11 protein-coding genes are annotated in these 13,874 nt (G+C 60.6%); 6 read left to right on the plus strand and 5 right to left on the minus strand.

Features of this window, described 5'->3' with window-relative positions:
• Positions 1-649 precede the first annotated feature (649 nt).
• Positions 650-2,569 (plus strand): tyrosine-protein phosphatase, encoded by a 1,920-nt coding sequence (locus ACYYKW_RS20065; RefSeq protein ID WP_464990943.1) that lies wholly within the window; start codon positions 650-652, stop codon positions 2,567-2,569.
• 48 nt (positions 2,570-2,617) lie between these two features.
• Here the strand turns inward: ACYYKW_RS20065 and ACYYKW_RS20070 are convergent, their stop codons facing one another.
• From ACYYKW_RS20070 to ACYYKW_RS20080, 3 genes are all read right to left on the minus strand, one after another.
• The gene (locus tag ACYYKW_RS20070; RefSeq protein WP_464990944.1) at positions 2,618-3,745 is read right to left on the minus strand and encodes a mechanosensitive ion channel family protein; all 1,128 of its coding nucleotides are present in this window, start codon (positions 3,743-3,745) and stop codon (positions 2,618-2,620) included.
• Positions 3,746-3,933: 188 nt separating this feature from the next.
• Positions 3,934-4,911, minus strand: coding sequence for an AraC family transcriptional regulator (locus tag ACYYKW_RS20075; protein ID WP_093101216.1), 978 nt, complete (start codon positions 4,909-4,911; stop codon positions 3,934-3,936).
• Between the two features lie 80 nt (positions 4,912-4,991).
• Complete coding sequence (locus tag ACYYKW_RS20080; RefSeq protein ID WP_464990959.1) at positions 4,992-6,557, minus strand: sensor domain-containing diguanylate cyclase; 1,566 nt, start codon at positions 6,555-6,557, stop codon at positions 4,992-4,994.
• Between the two features lie 271 nt (positions 6,558-6,828).
• Between ACYYKW_RS20080 and ACYYKW_RS20085 the strand changes: the two genes are divergently transcribed.
• The gene (locus ACYYKW_RS20085; RefSeq protein WP_093101218.1) at positions 6,829-7,263 is read left to right on the plus strand and encodes an HhH-GDP family DNA glycosylase; all 435 of its coding nucleotides are present in this window, start codon (positions 6,829-6,831) and stop codon (positions 7,261-7,263) included.
• 23 nt (positions 7,264-7,286) lie between these two features.
• Here the strand turns inward: ACYYKW_RS20085 and ACYYKW_RS20090 are convergent, their stop codons facing one another.
• Positions 7,287-8,339, minus strand: a complete 1,053-nt coding sequence (locus ACYYKW_RS20090; RefSeq protein ID WP_464990960.1) for an alpha/beta hydrolase family protein — start codon at positions 8,337-8,339, stop codon at positions 7,287-7,289.
• A gap of 119 nt (positions 8,340-8,458) precedes the next feature.
• Complete coding sequence (locus tag ACYYKW_RS20095) at positions 8,459-10,585, minus strand: TonB-dependent receptor family protein (protein ID WP_464990945.1); 2,127 nt, start codon at positions 10,583-10,585, stop codon at positions 8,459-8,461.
• A gap of 260 nt (positions 10,586-10,845) precedes the next feature.
• Between ACYYKW_RS20095 and ACYYKW_RS20100 the strand changes: the two genes are divergently transcribed.
• The 4 genes from ACYYKW_RS20100 to cydB are packed head-to-tail and all read left to right on the plus strand — an operon-like array spanning position 10,846 to position 13,872.
• Positions 10,846-11,061, plus strand: a complete 216-nt coding sequence (locus ACYYKW_RS20100) for a hypothetical protein (RefSeq protein WP_464990946.1) — start codon at positions 10,846-10,848, stop codon at positions 11,059-11,061.
• Positions 11,062-11,083: 22 nt separating this feature from the next.
• Positions 11,084-11,473 carry a VOC family protein gene (locus ACYYKW_RS20105; RefSeq protein WP_464990947.1) on the plus strand — a complete coding sequence of 130 codons (390 nt, stop codon included), beginning with the start codon at positions 11,084-11,086 and terminating at the stop codon, positions 11,471-11,473.
• Positions 11,474-11,481: 8 nt separating this feature from the next.
• Positions 11,482-12,858: a cytochrome ubiquinol oxidase subunit I gene (locus ACYYKW_RS20110; protein ID WP_464990948.1), complete on the plus strand. Its 1,377-nt coding sequence runs from the start codon at positions 11,482-11,484 to the stop codon at positions 12,856-12,858.
• Between the two features lie 12 nt (positions 12,859-12,870).
• The gene (gene cydB, locus ACYYKW_RS20115; RefSeq protein WP_464990949.1) at positions 12,871-13,872 is read left to right on the plus strand and encodes a cytochrome d ubiquinol oxidase subunit II; all 1,002 of its coding nucleotides are present in this window, start codon (positions 12,871-12,873) and stop codon (positions 13,870-13,872) included.
• The last annotated feature ends 2 nt before the right edge of the window (positions 13,873-13,874 follow it).

The following is a 13,874-nucleotide window of genomic DNA, read 5'->3' on the forward strand; positions in this document are numbered from 1 at the left end:
CCTTACGGCGAGTCCCTTTTTCAGACGCCAAAAAGGAACCAAAAGGCTTTGCTCCTGCGTTCGGCCCTCGCAGGCTCGGGTCCCTTCGCTCCGGGATCGCTCCGGGCGCAGCGGCTACGGTTTGCTGCGCTGCACCTCCTTCCGCTGTGTCTGGCTTCGCCAGACGGTCGCTGCGCTCCCATGCCCGGATCGATCCCTCCACTCAGCCTTCCGACGTCGCCGGTGGATCAAGATCAAAAGCACTCGAGCTAACGCTCATTGTTGAGTGGTGAGAAGCGTCGCATGGCGTTGGATCTGCGGTGGCTGCCCCTCACCCCAGCCCTCTCCCGAGGGAGAGGGGGCCGATTTCGTTTGGCTTCGAAGTTGGCGTACGACGCGGTATTTCATGTCTGCGTAACTCTTCCAAAAACCACGGTCAGTTCCCTCTCCCTCCGGGAGAGGGCTAGGGTGAGGGGCTTTTGATTTTAAGGCTGATTTCAAGCCGCCCCGGCAATCCAGGTAGCACTCGTTCCCGTTGTCAAAAACAGACCATTCACGCACCCCACGGCCCATTTGCGCAGGCATTTCCCTTCCATTCGAAACTGTCATATTCCGTCCCACTGGCATCCCCATAGTGAAAAGCCCAACGCTTGTTCAATGAGGCTGCACTGTGTTCCAACGTCTTCTGTGTTCGCTGTCCGTTCTGAGCCTGTCCATTGCTGCCGCCCACGCTGCCGAGCCTGTCGTGCTCGACACGCCGCGCCTGCAAGGCATCGATAATTTTCGTGATGTCGCCGGCACCACCAGCGCTTATTCCACCGCCCATGACGGCACGATGCGTGGCGGGGTGTTCTATCGTTCCAATGCGCTGACGCCGTCGGCGGCGGATCTGGCGACGCTTGGCGGGCTGGGTATCGGGGCGATTTATGATCTGCGTACGCCGAGCGAAATTGCCGCCACGCCTGACACGATGATTGAGGGCGCGACCTGGCAGAACATCGATATCATCGGCAGCACGACCTCCGGTGCCGATATCACCCATATCTCGTTCAAAAGCGCCGCTGACGCCATCGCGATGATGGAGCAGACCAACCGCGCCTTCGTCAGCGACGCCGGCATGCGCAGTCAGTTCGGCCAGTTGTTCAATGCCCTCGCCAGTGTCGATGCGGCGCAGCTGTTTCACTGCACCGCCGGCAAGGACCGCACCGGTTGGACCGCGGCTGTTTTGCAGAGCATTGCCGGGGTCGATGAGGCGACCATCATGGCTAACTATCTGGCGACCAACGACTACACCGCCGCCCGCGTCGCGGCAACCCTGAAAGCCTTGCCGCCGAGCATGGCCGAGGTCTACGAGCCGTTGCTGGGCGTGCAGGCCAGTTATTTGCAGGCCGGTCTCGATCAGGTCGCCGCCGAGTACGGCAGCATGGACAATTACCTCAAACAGGGTCTCGGTCTGTCGCAGGAAACCATCTACGTGCTGCGCGGCAAGCTGGTCGAATACAACAGTCTGCCGGGGCAGGCCGGGCTGATCGGTAACGCTGCCGCCGGTGCCGAGTTGCTGCGGCAGTTGCAGAACACCGACTTGTCCGGGACTTACAGCGCTTACAACTACTATCTGCAATCGGCGATCGATGCCGGCACTCTCGGCGGGGTTGAAAGCCAGGTTGGCGGTCAGGTGCATGCCGATGCGGCGAGTTACCTGCTGCGCCAGAACGCAATGATTGAGCAAACCGCGGCACCGTTCGCCAGCGGCAGTGATCTCAAGGTCGGGCAGTACCGCCTCTGGAGTACCGCGCTGGCTGGCTACCTCGGCACCGATGGCTCGGCCCATGCCGACAGCAGCAACGAACACAGCCAAGGCCTGATGGTCGGCATTACTCAACGCTTCAGCGAACAATTCAGTGCACGCGGCGGGTTTGGCTATAGCAATGGCAACGTCGGCGGGGCAGGTGGGGAGGCGGACACGGACTTGACCCTCCTCAATGTCGGCGGGCGCTACGGTTTCAGCAACCTGGAGCGCGGCCTGTTCCTTGACGCCAATGCCAGTGCCGGTTACGTCGATTACACCAGCAAACGCGAACTCGGCGGTGGCCTCGGCACGGCGAAAGGCGACAGCCATGGCAACCTCACCGGTGCGACGTTGGCGCTGGGTTATCGCGCTCCGGTCAACGGCATGACCTTCGAACCGAGCCTCGGTTTGCGCATCAGTCACCTCGACCTCAACGGCTTCCAGGAGAAGGGCAGCGAACTGGCGCTGGACGTCGACGACAACAGCGCCACCCGCCGCAGCGCGATCGCCAACCTCAACGTCGACTTCGCTCCGCTGACAATGGGCGCCTGGCAACTGGTGCCGGGCGTACAGGTTGGCTACGAACGCACCCTGGGTGATAACCGGGTCGACAGCCAGGGTCACTTGCTCGGCCTCGACGTTGAGCAGCGCGCGGCCTTCGATAATCGCGATCAGTTCAGCGGCGGCGTCAACCTGATGGCCAATCTCGGCGCCCTGAGCCTGGGCGCTGAGGTCGGTGCCAGTGGCGGCGGTGACAGCCACGGCTTCAACGGCGGGCTCAAGGCCAGTTACGCGTTCTGAACGAACAACCGGTCGCCACCGCTGCTGGCGGCCGGTTGTTCAAAGCGCTCAGGCATGTTCCGTACGCGAAACATGCTGCGCTCTTGGCGGCAACGCAGCGGCTTCCGGCAATGACGCGATGTGTACGGTCCGCGACGGGAAGGCGAACTCGGCGTCAACATCGGCAACCGCTTCCATGATCTGCAGATTGATTCGCTGCTGCACGTCCATGTACACGTTGTAGCTGGCATCCAGGACGATATACACCGTCTCGAATTCCAGTGCGCTCTCGCCAAAACTGCGGAAATGGCAGCGATCGAAGCGCGCCTGTTTTTCATGCTTGATGATCGCTTCGACGCGGCGGGTGATCTCTTTGATCTGCTCGGTCGAGCATTCATAGGTCAGGCGAAACTCGAAAACGATCCGCCGCTCCTGCAGGCGTTTATAGTTCTGAATGGTGCTGCCGATCATGTCGGCGTTGGCCATGACGATCTGCTCGCCGCCAAGGCTGCGTATGCGTGTGGTTTTCAGGCCGACGTGTTCGACGGTACCGGCCAGCGTGCCGACGACGATGAAATCGCCCACTTCAAAAGGCTTGTCGACGGCAATCGACAGCGAGGCGAATACGTCGCCGAGAATGTTCTGTACCGCCAGCGCTACCGCGATACCGCCGACGCCGAGGCTGGCGACGAACGCGGTGATGTTGACGCCGAGGTTCGACAGCATGGCCAGCAGAATCACCGCCCACAACAACACCTTGACGCCCCACAGGCTCAGCGTCGCCAGAGCACTGCCCTGAAACGTGCCGGTGGTGCTGTGGCGCGAGAAGTAACGATGCAGCGCCAGCGCCAATGCGCGATTGACCCACAGACCGACCTGCAATGCCGCCACCACAAACCACAGGCTGCTGACTCGAGTGAGCCAGCGCTCGGGCAAGTCGAGCAAACCGATCCCGATCAGAATCGACGCCAGCAGCAACAGCGTGGTGCTGGTTGCCGACAGCACTTCGCTGGCCATGTAACTCAAGTGTCCATTACCGGCCGCCGCCCGCGCCTGCACCTTGCGAAACACGAAGCGGATGGCCGTTCGTGCGAGGAAATAGCTCAGCAACGTTGCGCAAAACGCCAGAATCCAGTTCCCCAGTGAAATGCCTAAAACCGCGTGATGGATGAAAAATCCTGTGAAGTCCTCAGTCATGCGAAACCCCCTATCAAAGCCTGCGACGACGCATGCGCAGCGGCCGTCGCAGCCAGGTAGACGCCAGCCGATGCGTTGCGGCGATCGAGTGGCCTGTCAGGGGTTAGTCGTTTTGAGCAGGTGGCTGTTCCATCAAATTACGCGGGCGGCGAACGACGGGCATGTGAACAACCGGCAAGACGCGAACCTCAAAGCCTCGACTTCAGTTGCGCCGGGCTCACTCCGAACGCGCTCTGAAAGTACTGGGAAAACCGCCCGACATTGCTGAAACCCAAGCGCAGCGCCACCTCCGTGACCGACGCCGAATGCCGCTGCGCCAACGCTTCATAAGCACGCTGCAAACGTACCTGGCGCTGATACGCCACGATCGACATCCCGACGAAGCGGCGAAAGCCTTCCTGCAACGCGCGCTGGCTGACATGGCTCATTCGCGCCAGCTCCACGCCGCTGACCGGTTGCTCTGGATGTGCCTGGATAAACTCCACCGCCAGCTTCACGTGCCTGGGCGCCACCAGCGGTGCCGGCCGCCGCAGCACCTCGGAGAAGTTATGCGGCCACGCCTCGAGCACCGCATCGATCAACATTTCGCGCAGGCGCGAGGGCATCAAGGTTCCGCTGTTGAGCAACGTGTCGAACTCGGTTCCCGTCGCCAGATCGATCAGCGCCTTGAGGCCCTGAAAGGCTGGCGACTGCAAATCCACGCTGGGCTGAAAAGCGATCTTCTGCACGATCGGTTTGTCCAGCAGCGCCGATAAACGCTCGGTGAGCTGATGGCGGTTGATCGACATGCCGTGATGCGCGTGATCATCGAAGAAACGCATCGAGCGGATGTCCGCCTTGTCGATCGCCAGGCCGATGTGGCTTGCACCGATGGATTCGCTGGCGTGATTGAACAGGATCTTGCCAGCGGTCGGGATGACGAACGTGATCTCGTCCTGTGGGTCAGGGAAGGCCACGCTGAAGTCACCGCGATAATGCATGCGGCGAAAGCTCACGCCTTCGTGTCGACCGTAGACGCCACTGATCACGATGTTCGAGGGAATCGGCGGAGTGTCGGCGTAGCGGTTGCCGAAAAATCGGGAGAAGAGGGCGCCGAAGTCATCGGAGTGGAGGTTGTCGGAGCGCAGGATGATGGGCTGGCGAGGTGTGGACTCATTCCATTGCATGTGAAATTGCGGGCCTTGAGCAAATGGTACGTGCGGCAGAGCCTAGCAAATGGCAGTGACTGGATTGTGACGAGCGGCGATCACGCTAGTTGCGTGGCACTGCAGTAGCGATCGCGACCTTGCTGCTTCGCGGCATAGAGCATCTTGTCGGCGGCATTGATCAGTACAGCGGCGCTAACCTCATGTTCGGCTGGCCTGGCCGCCGCGATGCCTGCGCTGACAGTGACGTGGCCGAGGGGATGTGCGGCGTGGTCTATACCCAAAGCTCGAATGGTTTCGATGATGTGCCGGGCGACCATTTCTGCCCCCTGGAGATCGGTGTTCGGCAGCAGCACGGAAAACTCTTCGCCGCCATACCGGACGGCAAGATCCCCGGGGCGTTTCAGCGCGTGGGAAATCGCCTTTGCTACAGTGGCCAGACATTCGTCACCAGCGGCGTGCCCGTAGGTATCGTTGTAGCGTTTGAAGTAATCGACGTCGATCATGATCAATGCCAGTGACGAGTTCTGCCGCTTGGCCAGCCGAATCTCGTCTGCCAGCGCACTGTCCAGCCGACGCCGGTTGGCCAGGCCGGTGAGGCTGTCGGTCAGGGCCATATCACGCATGGTCTGATGAGCAAGACGCAGCTCTTTTTCAATGGCCATGCGCTGGCGAAGCTGATTGAGGACAATCAGACCGAACACCGTGAATGCGCAGATCACCGAGGACAGCACAAATCCGGTCTTGTAGAGATCCCAGCGCCAGGGCGCGATGATCGATTCACGGGACAGCCCGGTTTCGACCACCAAGGGGTATGTGGTCAGCGCCCGATAACCATAAAGGCGCTCGGTGCCGTCCACGACGGCTTTGACTTCTGCGATGCCGTCGCTGGAGACGGGCAGGTAACGGGTGAAAATTTCACTGCTCGCCAGGCTCTGACCGATAACGGATTTGATAAACGGTCGACGTACCAGGATTGTTCCATCGCGCAGTGCCAGAACCAATGCGCCTCGGTCGTCGATTTTGAAATCACCGTAATAATCCACGAAATAGCTGACTTTGATGGTCCCAAGGAGAACCCCTGCAAAGGAACCATCAGGGTTGTTCAAGCGACGCGAGATAGGAATGATGAGATCGTCGGTGGATTTGCTTTTCACCACTTTGCCGATACGCACATTACGATCGGTGTGTGAGCGGTGATATTGGAAGTAATCGCGGTCGGCGTTGTTCGCCGGTTCAGGGATGACTTCCTTGTCGGTGACGATCCATTGTCCATCCGGACCATAAATGAACAGGCCGTGCAATTGCGGCATCAATCTGGCTTGCTGTACCAACAATTTGTGAATGCGATTCACATTGATGTTTTGCAGTCCGTCACCTTCTACGCGCTCGCCCAGCGCAGCAGTCAGTACATCCACCTGTCGAATGGCATCCTCTGCATGCTGCGCCGTCGCCCTGGCAAGGTTGGTGACGGAATTGCGCGCCGACGTAAACGCTGAGTGGTAGTCACGCCAGGTCCGCCATCCTTCCACGCCGAGAAACGCCAGGATCACCGTCAACATGAACGCCACTGTGAGGCGGAACGCCGCGACAGCGCTGACAGCCTTGATCGGGGCAGCGTCTGCGTTGTCTTGCATCTTCTCGTCAGGCCGGTTTCGACCGGGCATGTGCGCATTCATAGGCTGCGAGGCTCATAGGTTCTTCCCGTGGCATTCGTCTGGTCTTCCTCCACAAGCTGACCGCGCTGACCGGGTTGAGATTCAATTTAACGGCCGAGGCAGACATCGTTGACTACATCGAGACTCGCGACATGTTCCAAGCGTGATGTTTTTCCGAACCTTCACCCGTCCGGGCCTATCAGAAATGACGAGGCAAGACTGAAGCGTAGCTACATCTCGGCTGCCACGCCGGGCCGAGTGTCTTCATTGAGACCAGACCGTGAGTAAAAACATCAGCGCAAGCGATTTGCAGATCGACCTTCAAGGAGCCAACGAAGCGGGGCTGTTCAAATGGCTGGTTGCCAGTTTTTTGATGGGCAAAAGAATCCAGGGCGCGATTGCTGCGCAGGCGTACCAGATCATCGTCGTGGCGCATGAAAACGGTTCACCGCAAAAACTCGCGAAGTGCAGCCACCGCCAGTTGGTCGGGCTTCTCGGGCAGGCTCGGTATGTGCGTTACGACGAGAGCACGGCTGTGCGTTTGCTTGCATTGGCAAACAAACTCAATAGCGAATACGCCGGCAAGGTGAGCAACATTGTCGCCGCGAGTGCTGATCGCAGGGCGTTTGAAAAGCGCCTCTGCGAGTTCGACGGGATCGGGCCAAAGACCGTTGAGATTTTCATGCGGGAAGCGGCGGCTGTGCTGTTTTTGTGATCAGGTAACCTTCCACGCAGAACTCAACGTTCTTCCTGGATGTTCGCCGCTTGCGTCAAAAAGCCGGAAATAAGCAAGGTCACCTGCTGCTGAATCACTGCCCTTGGACGGGCGTTGCCGCCATCGCTGCAAATGATCCCGTCCCCCGGTGCGTCATCCTCCAACAGTTCGACCGCCCCCGCTTTGCACGTTGGCAGGAAACTGAAATGACTGGCGTCGCCGATCTCGACATATCGGCTGGTCGCTTTGGGCAAGCGCTTGGCGAGGTCGGCGGACTCCAGCTGGGCGGGCAGATCCAGCGAGGGTGCGCCGGCTGCGATCACCAGCGCCGGCACGGGTAGAGCGGCGAGACTCTGGTTGGTCGTTCCGCGCGAGAGCCCAAGGTCCAGTGTCACGACGGCACTGACGCGAGGATCGCGCAAATCGCTGGCTAATGCTGCTGTAAGTTGCGCAGTTTTTGCGGAACTCATGATCTGGTAAACCTTGCAACTGGACAGCTGCGGATGGGCTTTGCAATCGCCAGCGAACAGCTGTGGGTCAAAGCGTGCACCGGCGATTTCCAGCGCAGTCCAGCCACCGAGGGAATGTCCGACGACTGCGATCCGCCGTTTGGCGGTCGCACCGAATTTGTCCGGTTGTGCCATGACTGCATCAATCGCCCGGCTGAGATCGACGGGTCGCTGCCACAACTGTTCTGCTGCCTGTGCGCTGCGATCATGGGTCGTGCTGCCAGGATGGTTGATGGCCGCAACGATGTAGCCCTGATGAGCCAGCGCACTGGCCAGCCAGATCTGATTGCTCCAGTTGCCGCGATAGCCGTGAGACAACACCACCAAGGGATGTTCGCCCGTAGCAGGAGGCGCGTTGCGAACGGCGCTGGCGCCGGCAAACACGACATCGTCGGCAATCAGCTCTGGCGCGTCGCTTGTCGGGCTCGGATACCACACGACCATTTCCAGTGGGCGCAGATGATGCGGGTCGGGCAGAGTAAGCGACTGAAAGCCGATGGGGCTAAGTTGCGCGAATGCCTGAGTCGAGAGGCAAGTTAAAAGCAGGGCGCCAAGAGCTGTCTTCAATTCAGGTATCTTCCGTGATGAGCCAGGGAACCGGTTTGGCTTGCTTGCTCGGAAAATCCGCGCGAAGCCGGCGAGCCGAGATATAACCACAGTCAAGACACCGGTTACAGGGGAAACCCTCAGAGCAAGCTCCACGAAACCCCGACATACACCCCCATCCCTTCACCCGGCGTCGACCGCGCTGCATCCAGCCCCTTGTCGTCATACCCCGGTGTGACCGTGGCCGCGTAATGCTTGTTGGTCAGGTTGCGCATATCGACCCAGCCCTGCCAGTCACCCTTCGGTGCGTTGTAGCCCAGCGTTGCGCCGAACAGGGCGTAGGGATCAGCGTAGTAGCTGTTGGCATAATCCACGGCCGTTTTCGATACCAGTTGGGTGTTTACGGCGGCGAAGAAACCTTGCGGCCAGTCGTAACGCAACTCGCCCTGGTAATAGTGCATCGGCAAGCCCGGCAGACGGTTGTCACCGAAACGCTGGTCATCGCGATAATGGAAATCGCTGAAGGTGTAGGCCTGACGCAGACTTAGCTGACGGCCGTCCGCCGCCGACCAGAGTTTGCTGGTGAGGCTGGCTTCGACGCCTTGATGCACGGTCGGGCTGGCGTTGAGTTCGTATGGGGTCACCGCCGTGGCGTCAGGCAGTACCGAAAGCAGTTCGTGGCGCACCTGCGCGTAATACCAGGCCAGGCTCCATTCGCCGACAGCGCTGTCGCCCCGGCCACCAAGTTCGAGCGTGGTGGCGGTCTGGTTTTGCAGGGTGGTCGGGTCTTTTTGCGTGCCGGTGGCCGCGCCATTGCCGGCCGGGAAACGCACGTTGGAGCTGTAGATCAGCGACCATGGGTGCGGCGCCTCGACCGAGCGGCTGAGGTTGCCGAACACTTGAACATCCGGAGTGATCTGGTAGCGCAGGCCGATTCGCGGCGCGTAGTCCCAATCGTTGAGGCTGGTTTTGCCGCCGCTGTTCGGATAGGTCACGGCGCTTTCGCGGCGGGTGTAAATAGCGGCGAGGCCGGTGGTCAGCCACAGGTCGTCGGCGATTTCCAGGTCGTTGCCCAAATGCAGGACGGTGTCCGAACCCTGATAGGTGAAGTTGCGCATGCGCGTGCCCGGCGCGTAACCGGCCGTATTGCCGCTCGGGACCCGCACGAATTCGCTGGCGCCGTCATTGGGCAGGTGCTTGGTCACGCGCAGGCCGACATTGCTGCGGCTTTCCATACCGAAAAGGGTGTCGCGGCGCTTGTAGTCAAAGGTGCCGCTGACGTCTGTATAGGCGACCTTCAAGCGGTTCGGGCCTTCACGCAGATCCATTGGATAGTCGTGATAGACGAGGCCGGTCTGGATGCTCGAATCGTCGTCGATATAGAAGGTAGTCTTGTTGCCGATGAAGGTGCTGCCGGGTTGCTTGCGGCTGTCGTCCCGCGCCACGTAGGACGGGTTGGCGGCCCGCGAGTGATGCTCGATGGAGTGCTTGGTCACGCGGCCGGCGAGGTCGTTGTCGGTTTCGCGGTAGCGGATATAGAAGCGTGTCTCCAGGTTCGGGTTGAAGCGATAGCCGAAGTTGGCGATCACGCCTTTGCTGTCGCTGGCGGTGTGATCCTGATAGCCGTCGGCATTGGCATCGGTCAGCGACACGTAGTAATCGAAGTCGCCGAGCACCTGCCCGGAACTGACCTGGCGCTGCTGATAGCCGTGGCTGCCGGTCGCATAGCGCACTTGCAGCTTCGGTGCGGTGTAGCCGGTGTGGCTGACGTAATTGATGGCCCCACCCAGCGCCAGCGCGCCGCGATCGAAGCCGTTGGCGCCGCGCAGCACCTCGACGTGATCGACCCACAGCGGCTCGAGCAATTCATACGGCGTACCACCGGGGCCGGTCAGCGGCAAGCCATCGAGCATTGTGTACAGCCCCGACGCATGCGCCCCCGGCGCGCGGTTGATGCCCGAACCTCGCACGGAAATCTTTACGCCTTCATTGCCCGCCGACTGCGCATAGACGCCCGGTTGGTAGGCCAGCACATCCTGATTGCTCGCAACGCGGCCCTGCAATGGCTGGCGCATGTCGACCACATTGGTGCCCCCCGGCACTTGTTCGAGACGTGCCTCGGCCTCTTCGACGCTGGCGTCTGCACCGTTGCGCTCATCCGCCGAAATCAGCACTTGCCCCAGTTCCAGACCTTGGGTCTCGGCCAGCGCCGGGCAGGCAAGGGCCAGGCCGAGCAGGGCGGTGGGCAGGGATTTGGGCGACGGCATTGGAAAACTCCAGCGAACAGGGATGAACAGTGAACAGTGCGACGCAGGAAACAAGCGGGGAAACACATGATGAGCACGCTTTTTCCCGGCCATGGTCCGCACCGAACGAGGAATAACTTCGCGGATCGGCACTGCACGGTCAATAAACAAATACCGCGACGCCGTTGAGCCGTTTCAAACAGACCGTCCATCCGTCGACTGCCCTGAACCTGCGCCGGGCCGATTCTTTCTACCGGGTGAGTCTTTCAGGAGATACCCCCATGTTCGATCAACAAAAACAGGCATCACTGGCGGCTTGGCGCGAACTGGCGGCGCAAATACAGGACGATCCGGACCCCGAACACCGCTACGACGAACTGCTCAAGGCTGCCGATGCGATGGAGGAACAAGGCCTGATCACCAGCGCCGAATGGCGGCAGCTGGTGCGCGAGGCCGGCAACCTGTTCACCCTCAACGAAGAACAAACCCACGGTTGAATGGCCAGCGGAGGAACTTCCCATGCTCAGTTATCTGTTTATCGGCGCCAATGACGTGGAGCGTTCGGCGGCCTTTTACCACGCGATCCTGACGCCGCTGGGTTATCAGCACGATCGCGAAGAACACGATTGCTTTTACCTGTCCGGCGCCGCTGACAAATCCAATGGACCCGGCAGCGTGCACATCGCCAAGCCTTTCAACGGCGAGCCGGCCACTGCAGGCAACGGCATGATGCCGGCGTTTCGTGCCGAATCACGGCAGCAGGTCGACCAGATTCACAAGGCCGGGCTGGAGCATGGCGGCAGCGACGAAGGCGCGCCGGGCACCCGCGAGGCTTACACGCCGGACTTTTATGTGGCGTACCTGCGCGATCCCGAGGGCAACAAGCTTGCGCTGTTCTTCAGCGGCTGAATGCCCGCATGGAGTCCGTTGATTCCGCCCTGATGGCGGCCCGCGCCCAGTTCGCAATCACCATCGGTTTTCACATCGTGCTGGCGGCGTTCAGCATCGGTCTGGCCAACTTCCTGATGGTGCTGGAAGCGTTGTGGTTGAAAACCGGGCGCGCGGTTTATCTGGATGTTTATCGCTACTGGTTAAAAGTGTTCGCGCTCAACGTCGCGGTGGGCACCGCGTCGGGGTTGATTCTGGAATATCAGTTCGGGTTGAACTGGTCGCGGCTGGCGGTGCAGGCCGGCGACGTTATCGGCCCGCTGATGTTCTACGAAGTGCTGGCGGCGTTTTTCATCGAAGCGGGTTTCCTTGGCATCATGCTGTTTGGCCTGAAGAAGGTCGGGCCGAAACTGCATTTTTTCGCCACCTGCGCGGTGGCGCTGGGCTCGCTGATCAGTGCATTCTGGATTCTCTCCGCCAACTCCTGGATGCAAACGCCGGCAGGTTATTCGATTGCCTCGGACGGCCGGTTCATCGCCGAGGACTGGTGGGCGATTATTTTCAACCCGTCGTTTCCGTATCGTCTGGCGCATATGATCCTCGCCGTGTTCATCGGCAGTGCCACGTTCATTGCCGGCGTCAGCGCCTGGCAATTGCGCAAGGCCGCGCACAATCCCCGCGCCCGCGTGCAGTTTTCCATGGCCCTTTGGCTAATCGCGCTGTTGATGCCGCTGCAGATCGTGGTCGGCGATCTGCATGGCCGGCACAGCTTGCAGGTCCAGCCGCAGAAGGTCGCCGCGATCGAGGGTTCCTGGACCCGACCACCCGCAGGCGCCGGCGAACCGTTGCGCCTGCTGGCCTGGCCAGACATGAACGAGCGACGCAATCTGTGGGAATTGTCGATTCCACGCGCGGGCTCGTTGTATCTGCATCACGATTTACACAGCAGCATCGCCGCGCTGGATGAATTCCCGCCGCAAGACATCCCGCCCGTGGCGCCGGTGTTTTTTGCCTTTCGCCTGATGGTCGGGCTGGGGCTGTTGATGCTGGCGCAAGGCGTGATCAGCCTGATCTTGCGCAGGCGTGGGCGCCTGTACAGCGCGCGCTGGTGGTTGAACGGCTGTGTGTGGCTGGCCCCGGCGGGATTTGTTGCGATGCTCAGCGGCTGGGTCGTTACCGAGGTCGGCCGACAACCTTTTACGGTGTACGGCTTGATGCGTACGGCGGACAGCCTGTCATCGGTATCGCGTGCGCAAGTGCTCGGTTCGACGTGGTTGATCCTGCTGTTCTATCTATTGATTTTTGCCATCGGCCTGTGGGTGTTGCTGCGCTTGCTGCGTAAGCCGCCGCAAGCCGATGAGCCGGGACCGCAACCGACCCTGGCTGACGAAACCGGACAATCTTGAGGACGCCTCTGCATGGACACTGACTGGCTGACCCTGCTGTGCGCCGCCGCGCTGGCGTTTTCGGTGATGAATTACGTGATTCTCGACGGCACCGATCTGGGCGTCGGCATGCTTATGGGCGTGACCGCTTGCAGCCGCGAGCGCCGGGCCATGGCGGTGACGATTCTGCCGGTATGGGACGCCAACGAGACATGGCTGGTGCTTGGCGGCGGTGGGCTGCTGGCGCTGTTTCCGCTGGCCTATGCGATTTTACTGCCGGCGCTGTATGTACCATTCATTGTGATGTTTATGGCATTGATCGCGCGAGCGGTGGCGCTGGAGTTTCGTGACCATGCGTCCAATGAACGTCACAAAAGGGCGATCGACAGGGTGTTGATGGTTGCATCGTTGCTGACCGGGTTCGTCCAAGGGATGGTGCTCGGTACGCTGGTTCAGGGCGTCGCGCATCGTGATGGCCAATACAGCGGCGATGGCCGTGAGTGGCTCAGTGCTTTTGCGTTGTTCTGCGGTGTGGTGCTGGTGCTCGGCTATCTATGGCTGGGCGCCTGCTGGCTTTATTGGCGCACGATGGATCAATTGCAGCAGCGCTCGGCGCGCCAGGCCCGGGTCCTGGCATTGATCGTTGTGCTGTTGTTGCTGGCGCTGGTTGTGTGGACTGCCACGTTGTATCCGCAATACACGCATCGCTTGATGGATGTACGGCTGTGGTTGCCGGCGGGGTTGCTCCTCGGCGTCTCACTGCTGGTCTTTGCCACGGGTTTTCGCAGCCGCCTGGATTTCCTGCCGTTGTTCGCCGCGCTGGGTGTCTTCGTACTGGCTTTCGCCGTGATGCTGGTCGCGCTGTTTCCGTACATCATCCCGCCGGACCTGACCTTGAGCGCGGCAGCGTCGAGCCCGAACAGTCAAACATTCATGCTCATCGGTTTTGCCGTGCTGGTACCGCTGACGCTGGCCTACAACACCTTCGGCTTCAAGGTCTTCAGCGGCAAGGTCAGGGTAGCCGGGCAGGGCTGACC

The organism is Pseudomonas sp. 15C, from assembly GCF_055484735.1.

What these genes read in the sequence shown, in the direction of transcription:
- ACYYKW_RS20070 (WP_464990944.1), bottom strand. Translation starts at nt 3,745, where the DNA reads ATGACTGAGGACTTCACAGGATTTTTCATCCATCACGCGGTTTTAGGC.
- ACYYKW_RS20075 (WP_093101216.1), bottom strand. Translation starts at nt 4,911, where the DNA reads ATGCAATGGAATGAGTCCACACCTCGCCAGCCCATCATCCTGCGCTCC.
- ACYYKW_RS20080 (WP_464990959.1), bottom strand. Translation starts at nt 6,557, where the DNA reads ATGCCCGGTCGAAACCGGCCTGACGAGAAGATGCAAGACAACGCAGAC.
- ACYYKW_RS20095 (WP_464990945.1), bottom strand. Translation starts at nt 10,585, where the DNA reads ATGCCGTCGCCCAAATCCCTGCCCACCGCCCTGCTCGGCCTGGCCCTT.
- ACYYKW_RS20100 (WP_464990946.1), top strand. Translation starts at nt 10,846, where the DNA reads ATGTTCGATCAACAAAAACAGGCATCACTGGCGGCTTGGCGCGAACTG.
- ACYYKW_RS20105 (WP_464990947.1), top strand. Translation starts at nt 11,084, where the DNA reads ATGCTCAGTTATCTGTTTATCGGCGCCAATGACGTGGAGCGTTCGGCG.
- ACYYKW_RS20110 (WP_464990948.1), top strand. Translation starts at nt 11,482, where the DNA reads ATGGAGTCCGTTGATTCCGCCCTGATGGCGGCCCGCGCCCAGTTCGCA.
- cydB (WP_464990949.1), top strand. Translation starts at nt 12,871, where the DNA reads ATGGACACTGACTGGCTGACCCTGCTGTGCGCCGCCGCGCTGGCGTTT.